This is a genomic window from Streptomyces spiralis (assembly GCF_014654675.1).
Classification (GTDB): Bacteria; Actinomycetota; Actinomycetes; order Streptomycetales; family Streptomycetaceae; genus Streptomyces; species Streptomyces spiralis.
Window position 1 is genome coordinate 124,413 of record NZ_BNBC01000027.1, and the last position, 10,044, is coordinate 134,456.

Sequence of the window (10,044 nt, forward strand, 5' to 3'; positions counted from 1 at the left end):
ATTTCGAAGTCGCGGTTCACAGGCCGTGCCGGAGCAGTCCGGCACGGCCTGTTGGCTGTTCGGACGGTGCGGCGAGCCCGCCTCGTGCATGATCGGGTCCCGGACCGATCGTGTTCGGCCGCGAGGCCGGTACAACGGGGAAACGGGGAGATTCACATGAGACGTCGCTGGGTCAAGGTTCTCGCGATCACGGTGGTGGTGCTGGCCGTTCTGTTCACCGTCGCCGACCGCCTCGCCGTGCACTACGCCGACGACGAGGCCACCCACCTTGCCGCGCAGAAGTACGACTACAGCAACAGCACCGACGGTGACCTCGAGGTGTCGATAGAGGGCTTCCCCTTTCTGACGCAGGCGTTCAGCCGGCACTTCGGCCACGTCAGGCTGGCGGCGTCGCAGTTCACCGTCGACACCACGAGCAACGCCCAGGGCGGCTACCTGCCCGTCAAACAGTTCCATCTCGACCTGCGCGGCGTGCAGGTGACCTCTCTGGCCGCGCGCAGCGCCGAGGCCGATCTCGCCACGGGCTCCTTGATGCTGTCGTACGACGCGCTGTCCGGCGTGGTCACGCGGCTGACGAGCAAGGGCGGTCCCATCCGGATCTCGCAGGCCCCGGGTTCGACGGAGCAGGCGGCGCGGGTCAGGGTCACAGGCACCGCCGGCGGGAGCGACCTGAACGGCACGGGCACTGTGCTCGCCCAGGGAACGGAGATCTCGCTGAACCTCCCCGGTACCGAACAGCCGATGGCCACGTGGCGGGTCCAACTCCCCGAGAACGTCGGCTTCACCTCGGCACGCGCCACCTCAGAGGGCGTGCGGATCGGCATGACCGGTCACCTGGTGAACCTCGGCTCGTCGCGTTTCACCAGGTGATCCGACCCGCCACCGGCCACGGACCGCGGGCGCGGGCCGACTTCGGCCGGCCGGCGGTCGTCCGGGTCACGACCTCGTTCGAGCGGCTTTCCCTACCGAATCACTAGGGAAATGGGGTACGGTGGTGGCGACGGGAGTGAGGATGATGAAGCCGACGTGTCACCGTGCATCACTCCACTCGGCCGATGCGTCAGCCGGGCAGGTGGACTGGCCGCACATAGCCCGTGAGATGGCGGACGACCTCGCCACGGACGCGGTCGAGCGGGAACAGGCCGGCAAGCCGCCGCTCGAAGAGGTCGCGCGGCTGCGCGAGTCGGGACTGCTCACACTGCTGGCACCGGCCGAACTGGGGGGAGGCGGTGCCGACTGGCGCACGGCCTGCACGGTCGTCCGGACCGTCGCCGCGGCCGACGGGGCCATCGGGCACCTGCTGGGCAACCACTACTTCCTGTCCTACAGCCCCCGGTTCTTCGCCGGCCCCGCCCGGGCGGCCCGCATGGAGCGGGAGTCGGCAGCGGGACAGTGGTGCTGGGGAGGCGGTATCGCCTCGCACGAACCACCGCTCATACTGACCCCCTCGGCGGACGGCTGTCTGCTGGACGGCTACCAGAGGTATGCCGCCGGGGTGGGGATCGCCGACCGGCTGGTGGTCCGAGCGGCCAGGTACGGCACCGGCGAGCCGCTGGCCGTCCTCGTCGACGCCACCCGCCCGGGCGTCGTGAGCGGCACCGTCGGGGACACCTTCGGCCGGCGGCTGGCGGCGGGCGGCGGCGTGGAGTTCGACTCCGTGCCGGTCGCGGCGGACGACGTCTTCGGCTCCCTCTCGCCGGACGAAGGAGTGCTGTCACCCTTCGCCTCTCTGGCCGCGCCGACCGCGCGGCTGGTCTCCGTCCAGTTCTGTCTCGGCGTCGCCGAGGGACTGCTGTCCGAGGTCCGCGAGTACGGAAGGGCCGTGCGGTCCCCCTGGCAGCCCTTCTCGGCGCAGCCCTGGCCGGTCGGCGCACCGCAGGATCCGAACGCGCTGACCGCGTTCGGCGAGCTCGCCGTCGTCGCGCGTGCCGCGTCCGCCCTCGCCGACCAGGCGGTGGAGGCCCTGATGCACGGCCTCGCACAGGGCGAGGACCTCGACGGTGAGGAGTGCGCGGAGATCGCCGTCCTCGCGAGCGTGGCCGAGGCCGCCGCCTCCCGGGCCGCGCAGGAGATCACCACCCGTGCCCTGGACGTCATCGGCGCCGACGCCGCCTCCTCCCGCCACGGCTTCGACCGCTTCTGGCGCGACGCCCGGACGCACACCCTCCGTGAGCCGGTCGCCCCCAGGCTGCGCGAGGTCGGGGACTACTTTCTCAACGGCGCGCACCCGCCCTTCACCCTGCCCGGCTGACGGCGCAGCCGGTGACGTGCGGACACGGCCGTGATGGATAATTGCGGCATGCGGATCTCGGCGCGGGCGGACTATGCGGTGCGAGCGGCACTGGAACTGGCCGCTGCGGAGGACGACACCTCGCTCAAGGCCGAGGCGATCGCCGCCGCACAGGGCATCCCGCACAAGTTCCTGGAAGGCATCCTGGGCGACCTGCGCCGGGGCGGCCTCGTGGTCAGTCAGCGAGGCGGGAAGGGCGGCTACCGGCTCGCCCGCCCGGCGGACTCCATCGCCATCGCGGACGTGATCCGCGTGGCGGACGGCCCCCTGGTCTCGGTGCGGGGCGTGCGCCCGCCCGAACTCTCCTACGGCGGCCCCGCGGAGTCGCTGCTGCCGCTGTGGATCGCCGTACGCGCCAACGTCCGCAAGATTCTCGGCGAGGTCACCCTGGCCCATGTGGCAGCGGCCAGGCTGCCCGACGACGTCGTGACCCTCGCGGAGGATCCCGAGGCCTGGACGAATCCCTGACCGTCACCCGGCAGGCGCGGCCGGCCGCACCCTTCCACGCGGCCCGGGACGTCCCGCGGAACACGTGACGTCTGTCGGCCGCGGCGCAGGTCGCGGTCACAGCGCCCGTGCGGCATAGGCCCTGACGTCCGCGTCCGAGTCCGTCGTCGCGGCGGCCAGGGCCACTCGGGCGTCCTCGACGGCACGGTGCCGGGTCAGGGCCAGTACGGCGGCCTTGCGGACGTCGGCGTTCGGGTCGGTGAGGGTCTTGGCGAGGGCCGGTACGGCCAGTTCGGAGTCGGCGGAGGACAGAGCGGCGGCGGCACCGGCCCGTACCTGCCAGGCCAGGTCGGACAGGGCGGCCTCCGCGCGGCGGGCCAGGGCGGCCGGGCAGCCCGTCGTGCCCAGAGCCTCGTAGGCGGCCCCACGCACCAGGGCGTCGGGATCGTCGATGAGCGCGGCGAGCGCCGAGCGGGCCACGTCCGCGCCCGTACCCAGGGTGGCCAGGGCCTTGGCGATCGTGACGCGGACCTCGCGGGACGGCTCGACGGCCGCCGCCCGGGCCACGTCCGCGACGGCGTCGACCGACACGAGCGCGCGCACGGCCGCGACACGCACGGCGATGTCGGGGTCCGACAGGGAGTCCGCGAACAGCTCGGCGTCACCGATCCGCAGGGCACGCAGCACGTCCAGTGCGGCGGCACGGACGGCGGGGTCGGCCCCGGACAGGGCGGCGGCGAGGCCGTCGCGCAGGGCCGGTTCCGGGGCCAGTGTCTCGACCAGTTCGCGCAGGGACGCCGCCGCGGCGGCGCGGACGCCGGCGTCGGGATCGGTGAGCGCCGCGGCCAGTGCCGGGCCGGTGCCCGGCGGCACGGTCTCCGTCAGGACCGTGACGGCCGTGCGGCGCACGCCGGGCTCGGGGTCCGCCAAGTAGCCGGCGAGCACGGAGAGATCGGGCGCGTCCTCCGCGAGACGCAGCAGTTCGAGCAGGCGAGGTGTGGTCGGCGCGCTCGCGTCCGCACGGGTGCGCGCGGCTGTGGCGGCCACGGTGGGCTCCCGCCGGGACGCCACCGGCGCGCTGTCCCGGGCCCCCGCCGTCGCCACCTGCTCCGGGTGGACCTCGCCGAGGTGCCGGGAAGGGCCGCCGACCGGGGCGAAGCCGTCGACCGGGACCAGATAGGGGGCCACGGGACGGGCCGTGAACTCCATCGCCCCGGACGGGGACTTGAACAGATCGAGGTGGTGGAACCAGGACGCGTCGTCCCGCACCGGATGATCGACGCGGTCGTGGTAGAGGCCCCAGCGGGACTCCGTGCGGGCGAGGGAGGCGCGCGCGGCCATCTCCGCGCAGTCGCGGATGAAGGTGACCTCGGCGCACCGCATCAGCTCGTGCGGGGTGCGGGCACCCATGGCGGCGATGTCGTCCCGCATCCGTTCGAAGGCCTCCAGGGCCAGGGAGAGCCGGGCGCCGGCCTTCGGCGGGGCCACGTAGTCGTTCACGAAGCGGCGCAGCTTGTACTCGACCTGGGTCTGCGGCGGCCCGTCCGGGTTGCGCAGCGGGCGGTAGATCAGCTCGTGCGCCTCGCGGAGCTGGTCGGCGGGCAATTCTCCTTCGTACGCCGTGTACCGGGAGGCGTCCGCGCCCGCGAGGTCGCCGAAGACGAAGGCGCCGATCATGTAGTTGTGCGGCACACAGGCCAGGTCGCCGGCGGCGTACAGGCGGGGGACGGTCGTCCGGGCGTGGTCGTCGACCCGTACGCCCGAGGCCGAGTGGCCGCCGCACAGGCCGATCTCGGAGATGTGCATCTCGACGTCGTGGGTGCGGTAGTCGTGGCCGCGGCCCGAGTGGAAGGTGCCCCGGGTGGGGCGCTCGGTCGAGTGCAGGATCGACTCCAGCGCGGAGACCGACTCCTCCGGCAGGTGGCTCAGCTTCAGGTACACCGGGCCGCGGTCGCTCGCCACCTCCTCGGCGAACTCGGCCATCATCTGGCCGGACCAGTAGTCGGAGTCGACGAAGCGTTCGCCGTGGCGGTTGACCTGGTAGCCGCCGAAGGGGTTGGCGACGTAGGCGCACGCGGGACCGTTGTAGTCCTTGATCAGCGGGTTGATCTGGAAGCACTCGATGCCGGTGAGTTCGGCGCCCGCGTGGTAGGCCATCGCGTAGCCGTCGCCCGCGTTGGTGGGGTTCTCGTAGGTGCCGTACAGGTAGCCGGAGGCGGGCAGGCCGAGGCGGCCGCAGGCGCCCGTCGCGAGGATCACCGCGCCCGCGCGCGCCACCACGAACGCGCCGGTGCGCGTGTTGAAGCCGACCGCCCCCACGGCCCGCCCCTGTGCCGTGAGCACCCGCACCGGCATCACCCGGTTCTCGATGCGGATCCGCTCGCGCATCTCGCGCCGCCGCAACTGCCGGTACAGGACCTTCTTGACGTCCTTGCCCTCCGGCATCGGCAGCACGTACGAGCCGGAGCGATGGACCTGGCGGACCGCGTACTCGCCGTGCTCGTCCTTCTCGAACTTCACTCCGTACGACTCCAGCCGCCGCACCATCGCGAAGCCGCGGCCGGCGGTCTGGCGGACGGTGGACTGGTCGACGATGCCGTCGTTGGCGCGGGTGATCTCGGCGACGTAGTCGTCGGGTTCGGCGCGACCCGGGATGACCGCGTTGTTGACGCCGTCCATGCCCATGGCGAGCGCGCCGGAGTGCCGGACGTGGGCCTTCTCCAGGAGGAGCACGTCCGCGCCGTGCTCGGCGGCGGTGAGCGCGGCCATGGTGCCGGCGGTGCCGCCGCCGATGACGAGAACGTCGCAGCTGATCTCCTCGGCGTCGGTGAGGGCCGGGATCTGCGGGAGGGTGTCCACCGGGATGCCTTTCAAGAACCGAGTGACGTGAGGACTTCGCGCCGCAGGGCGACGCGCGCCGGATCGTCGTGCGCGGAACGGTCGCGCGGGCGCGGCACATCGCGTACGGCGGTCAGCCGGTCGTTGCCGAGCAGCGCCACGCGGTCGCCGAGGAAGAGGGCCTCGTCGACGTCGTGGGTGACGAAGACGACCGTGGCGCCCGTGCCGTGCAGCACCTCCACCAGCAGGTCCTGCATGCCGGCGCGGGTCTGGGCGTCGAGGGCGCCGAAGGGTTCGTCCATGAGGACGGCGCGGGGGGCTCCCGCGAGCGCCCGGGCCAGCTGGGCGCGCTGGCGCTGCCCGCCGGAGACGCGGTGCGGCAGTTGCCGGGCCTGCTCGGCGAGGCCGACGCGCGCCAGCCAGGCCCCGGCCTGCCGCCTGCGCTCCGCACGCGGCACCCCCTTGACGGCGAGCGGCAGTTCGACGTTCGCGCGCAGGGTGCGCCAGGGCAGGAGGGCGTCCTCCTGGAAGACCAGGGCACGGTCGGCGGCGGGGCCCGTCAGCGGGCGCCCGTCCTGGCCGGCCTGTCCGGCGAGCGGGGACAGCAGCCCGGCGAGCGTGCGCAGCAGGGTCGACTTGCCGCAACCGGAGGGGCCGACGACGGTCAGGATCTCGCCGGGGGCCACTTCGAGGTCCACTCCGTGGACCACGGGTGCGCCGGGCCGGCCGAGGACGGCGCCGTGCAGCGCCAGGGCCGCGCCGCCGCGGGCGGGCGAACGGACGTCAGACGAGCTGGTCATGGGGGACGCCCTCCTTGGTCGTGGGACCCACCGGTACGGCCGCTGCGGTGCCGCGCGCCCGGCGCGGCATCCGGCCGGCGGGGACGTACGAGGTGCGGGGCAGCCAGCGGGTCAGGCGGCGGCCGAGGAGTTCCACGGCCGTGGAGGTGACCCAGCCGAGGACGCCGATGGTGACCATGCCGACGAGGACGCCCGCGTAGTCGACGACAGTGTAGTCCTGCCAGGTGCGGTACCCGACGCCGTACTGGCCGGAGATCATCTCGGCGGAGATCACACAGATCCACGAGACGCCGATGCCGACCGACAGGCCGCCGAAGATGCCGGGCAGCGCGCCCGGCAGCACGACCGAGCCGAGGATCCGCCACCGGCCGCCGCCCATCGTCAGCACGGCCTCCTCCCACACGGGTGTCAGCGCACGGACGGCGTGCCGGGTGGAGACGAGGACGGGGAAGAAGGCGGCGGTGAAGGTGATGAAGACGATGCCCTGCTCGTTGGAGGGGAAGAGGAGGATCGCGACCGGGACCAGTGCGATCGCCGGGATCGGGCGGACGACCTCCAGGACCGGCCCGAGCAGGTCCTCGGCGAGGCGGGAGCGGGCCACGAGCACGCCCGTCGCCACGCCCAGGACGGCGGCGAGCAGGAAGCCGGTGAGGATGCGGGTGAGGCTGTCGGTGAGGTCGGTCCAGTAGTCGGGGCCGGCCAGCCGGTCGGCGAAGGTGCGGGCCACGTCGGCGACGGTGGGGAACTGCGAGAAGCGCAGCCACAGGTCGACGTTCAGGCTGGTCAGCAGCTGCCAGAGGCCGAGTGCCGCCGCCAGGGAGAGCGTCCGCAGCACATGGCGTGCCAGGGGCCGCCGGGTCATGACGCCCGTCCCAGTGCGTCGGCGTACGTGATGACGCGGGCGCCCGGGTGCGCGGCGACGTACGCCTTCGCGGTCGCCGGTGCGACGAAGGGGAGCAGCTGGTAGCCGTCGGCCACCCAGACCGCCCGGTCGGCGAACCAGAGGGTGCCGGTGGTGGCGTCGGGGACGTAGGCGGCGCGGATGCCGTTCTTGTGTCCGGCGACATGACGCAGCAGCTCGGCAGGGGACTTGAAACCGATCGTCTTCTGGGCGCCCTTGGGCCACACCTCGCTCGCGGCGGCCGGCGGCAGCGAGGCGAGCCGCTTGGCGTAGTCGGCGCCGAGGGCCTTCCTGACGTACCGGTCGTCGACGAAGGAGTCCACGTCGATGTCGCCGGTCAGCTTCTCCGCCTTCAGGACCGAGACGTCCTGCTTCAGCGCGGACAGCAGCCGCGGCTTGATCGCGGGGTCGAAGGTGGCGATGCCGTGGGCGCCGTTGTAGAGGTAGACGACCTCGGCGGGCAGGCCGGTGGCCTCGGCGACCTTCTCGGCGGCCGCGACCGGGTGGGCGTCAAGGTAGTCCGTGGCCTCGGTCTGGGCCTTGAGGAAGGCCTCCAGGACGGCGGGCCGCCGCTGGGCGAAGTCCTCGCGGGCGGTGACGCCGTGGAAGGTGGGCAGGTTCAGCTGGGCGCCGTCGTACAGGGCCTTCGCCTTGCCCTGGTGGGCGAGCAGGCCGGGCCACGCGACGAACTGCGACAGGGCGTCCGCGCTGCCCGACGACAGGGCGGAAGCACCCACCGCGGGTTGCTGGTTGAGCTTCTCGATGCCCTTGTCGGGGTCGATCCCGGCGCGTTGCAGTGCCCGTACGAGCGTGCCGTCGGCGGCCGAGCCGACGCTCGTGGAGACCTTCTTGCCCTTCAGGGAGGTGAGGGAGGACAGCGTGGAGTCGGGGGAGGTGACGATGGTGTTGAGGCCGCCGCGGAGGTTGTAGCCGGTGACGGAGACCAGCCGGGTCGGCTTGCCGAGCTGTTTGCCGCGGGCCGCGTTGATGAGCAGCGGGAAGTCGCCCATCGAGCCGATGTCGATCTTCCCTGCGGTCATCTGGGCGGTGATGGGGGCGCCGGTGGCGTAGTCCTGCCAGTCGACCTTGTAGACATGGCCGTCGTGGAGGGCGTCGAGGGCCCGCTCGAAGTAGCCGAGGGAGCGCAGGAGGGTGCCCGCCGTGACGGTGTTGATGGTCTTGGACTGGTAGCCGACGGTGATGGTGACCGTCTTGGCGTCGCCCGCCTCGGCGCTGCCGCCGCAGGCGGACAGGGGCAGCAGGAGCAGGGCCGCGGACAGGGCGATGGGTGTGCGTTTCATGGGAGTTCGGGACCTCTCACCGGAGCAGGTAGGGCATGTTGACCGTCACGGCTCCGGTGGGACAGCGGGCCGCGCACGGGCCGCAGTACCAGCACTCGTCGACGTGCATGTAGGCCTTGCCGGTGCTGTCGTCGATGGCGAGGGAGTCCAGCGGGCACATGTCCACGCAGAGCGTGCAGCCGTCGATGCACTTCGACTCGTCGATGGTCACGGGCACGTCGGCCCGCTGGGGCGCCAAGGGCATGGCTGTCTCCAGGAAGGTCGAACCAGATGAGTGATGAGTGATGAGTGATGAGTGAGGGGGGAGGTGTCAGAGGGAACGGTGCAGCAGGCCGCTCATGGTGATGCGGTCGCCGCGGAAGCGGATGAACTCCAGGTCGACGGGGCGGCCGTCGGAGAGGTGGGTGAGCCGTTCCAGCATCAGGACGGCCGCGCCGTGCGGCGCTTGGAGTACGGCGGCGGAGTGGGTGTCCGCGTTCACCGCCTCCAGGGTGATCTCGGCGTGGCCGAGACGCTTGCCGGTGATCGTCTCCAGGAGCCGGAAGACGTCGGTGTTCTCCAGGTCGGCGCCGAGCAGGGCGGTGCCGATGTCGAGCGGGATGTAGGTCAGGTCGAGGGAGAGGGGCAGGCCGTTCAGGCGGCGCAGACGTTCGATGTAGAGGACGTCGGTGCCGGGCTGGACGTGCAGGCGTTCGGCGACCGGGGCGGGTGCGGGTGCGGGGCCCATGGTGCGGACCTCGTTGGTGACCCGGCCGTGCTCGCGGAGGGTCTCCGCGAGGCCCATCAGGCGGTCGAGGCCGTGCGGGTACTTCTGTGCGACGACCACGGTGCCGACGCCCGGGAGCCGGTCCACGAGGCCTTCGGCCCTCAGCAGGTCCAGCGCCTGGCGGACGGTGTTGCGGCTTGCGCGGTAGTCCGTGGCGAGGGCCGTCTCGTGGGGGAGCGTGCCGTCCGGGAAGCCGCCGGCCAGGAGCTGGTGGCGGAGCAGGTCGGCGAGCTGCCTGGCCTGGTCGGCGCGCAGCCGGCGCCGCGCGCGGTGGGCGGCGACGGTGGTCGCGCCCTGGCCGGCGTGGTCCCGGATGCTGTTGCTGGAGGGCATGTCTTGAACCATATCGATCGGGTAGGGAAAGGAGTGTTGCCGCCGTGTTGCGCCACCTGACGGGGTCTCAGTTGGGCCGCTGACCTGGGGTTTCGTCGAGCCGTCGGGAAGATCTGCCAGTGCCGGCCCGCTTCTGCGGGGCGGGTCGCCCGCCGGGCCGTGGACACGCTTGCGGGACGCGCCGCGTGACCGGTCCGGGGCCGCGCCGAGCTGCTTCGCCGCGGCCTCGGCGCGGTTGCCGGCCGGGCCACTCCGTGTCGATCGGGACGCGTTCGCTCAGCGGGTGACCAGCAGGCCGCGGCTGCGCAGGACCCAGCGTTCGAGGGGGCTGAAGATGAGCAGGTCGATGGCGATGCCGACGAAGAGGA

Annotated in this window: 9 protein-coding genes; 3 read left to right on the forward strand and 6 right to left on the reverse strand. The window is 72.6% G+C overall.

The annotated features are described in order from the left end of the window. Positions 1–156 precede the first annotated feature (156 nt). From IE318_RS26125 to IE318_RS26135, 3 genes are all read left to right on the forward strand, one after another. Positions 157–870 carry an LmeA family phospholipid-binding protein gene (locus IE318_RS26125; protein ID WP_189904183.1) on the forward strand — a complete coding sequence of 238 codons (714 nt, stop codon included), beginning with the start codon at positions 157–159 and terminating at the stop codon, positions 868–870. A 142-nt stretch (positions 871–1,012) separates the two neighbouring features. Then, positions 1,013–2,251, forward strand: a complete 1,239-nt coding sequence (locus IE318_RS26130) for an acyl-CoA dehydrogenase family protein (RefSeq protein WP_189904185.1) — start codon at positions 1,013–1,015, stop codon at positions 2,249–2,251. Positions 2,252–2,299: 48 nt separating this feature from the next. Next, positions 2,300–2,758, forward strand: coding sequence for an RrF2 family transcriptional regulator (locus tag IE318_RS26135; RefSeq protein WP_189904187.1), 459 nt, complete (start codon positions 2,300–2,302; stop codon positions 2,756–2,758). A 96-nt stretch (positions 2,759–2,854) separates the two neighbouring features. Here the strand turns inward: IE318_RS26135 and IE318_RS26140 are convergent, their stop codons facing one another. The 6 genes from IE318_RS26140 to IE318_RS26165 all read right to left on the reverse strand — a co-directional run bounded on the left by IE318_RS26140 (position 2,855) and on the right by IE318_RS26165 (position 9,676). After that, on the reverse strand, positions 2,855–5,611 hold the full coding sequence (locus IE318_RS26140) for a fumarate reductase/succinate dehydrogenase flavoprotein subunit (RefSeq protein WP_308438596.1): 2,757 nt from the start codon (positions 5,609–5,611) through the stop codon (positions 2,855–2,857). Beyond that, entirely contained in the window at positions 5,608–6,375 is a 768-nt protein-coding gene (locus IE318_RS26145; RefSeq protein ID WP_189904189.1) for an ABC transporter ATP-binding protein, read from the reverse strand. Before IE318_RS26145 ends, IE318_RS26140 begins: the two co-directional genes overlap by 4 nt. Then, complete coding sequence (locus tag IE318_RS26150) at positions 6,359–7,237, reverse strand: ABC transporter permease (RefSeq protein ID WP_189904191.1); 879 nt, start codon at positions 7,235–7,237, stop codon at positions 6,359–6,361. Before IE318_RS26150 ends, IE318_RS26145 begins: the two co-directional genes overlap by 17 nt. Next, positions 7,234–8,577, reverse strand: a complete 1,344-nt coding sequence (locus IE318_RS26155) for an ABC transporter substrate-binding protein (RefSeq protein WP_189904193.1) — start codon at positions 8,575–8,577, stop codon at positions 7,234–7,236. Before IE318_RS26155 ends, IE318_RS26150 begins: the two co-directional genes overlap by 4 nt. A 16-nt stretch (positions 8,578–8,593) precedes the next feature. Further along, complete coding sequence (locus IE318_RS26160) at positions 8,594–8,821, reverse strand: 4Fe-4S dicluster domain-containing protein (RefSeq protein ID WP_030180763.1); 228 nt, start codon at positions 8,819–8,821, stop codon at positions 8,594–8,596. A 66-nt stretch (positions 8,822–8,887) separates the two neighbouring features. Beyond that, a complete protein-coding gene (locus IE318_RS26165; protein ID WP_189904195.1) occupies positions 8,888–9,676 on the reverse strand; it encodes a GntR family transcriptional regulator in 789 nt (262 codons plus the stop codon). Between the last annotated feature and the right edge of the window lie 368 nt (positions 9,677–10,044).

Bases quoted from the DNA above. Each gene is read 5' to 3' on its own strand.
- IE318_RS26125 (WP_189904183.1), top strand. From the start codon at position 157: ATGAGACGTCGCTGGGTCAAGGTTCTCGCGATCACGGTGGTGGTGCTG.
- IE318_RS26130 (WP_189904185.1), top strand. From the start codon at position 1,013: ATGATGAAGCCGACGTGTCACCGTGCATCACTCCACTCGGCCGATGCG.
- IE318_RS26135 (WP_189904187.1), top strand. From the start codon at position 2,300: ATGCGGATCTCGGCGCGGGCGGACTATGCGGTGCGAGCGGCACTGGAA.
- IE318_RS26145 (WP_189904189.1), bottom strand. From the start codon at position 6,375: ATGACCAGCTCGTCTGACGTCCGTTCGCCCGCCCGCGGCGGCGCGGCC.
- IE318_RS26150 (WP_189904191.1), bottom strand. From the start codon at position 7,237: ATGACCCGGCGGCCCCTGGCACGCCATGTGCTGCGGACGCTCTCCCTG.
- IE318_RS26155 (WP_189904193.1), bottom strand. From the start codon at position 8,577: ATGAAACGCACACCCATCGCCCTGTCCGCGGCCCTGCTCCTGCTGCCC.
- IE318_RS26160 (WP_030180763.1), bottom strand. From the start codon at position 8,821: ATGCCCTTGGCGCCCCAGCGGGCCGACGTGCCCGTGACCATCGACGAG.
- IE318_RS26165 (WP_189904195.1), bottom strand. From the start codon at position 9,676: ATGCCCTCCAGCAACAGCATCCGGGACCACGCCGGCCAGGGCGCGACC.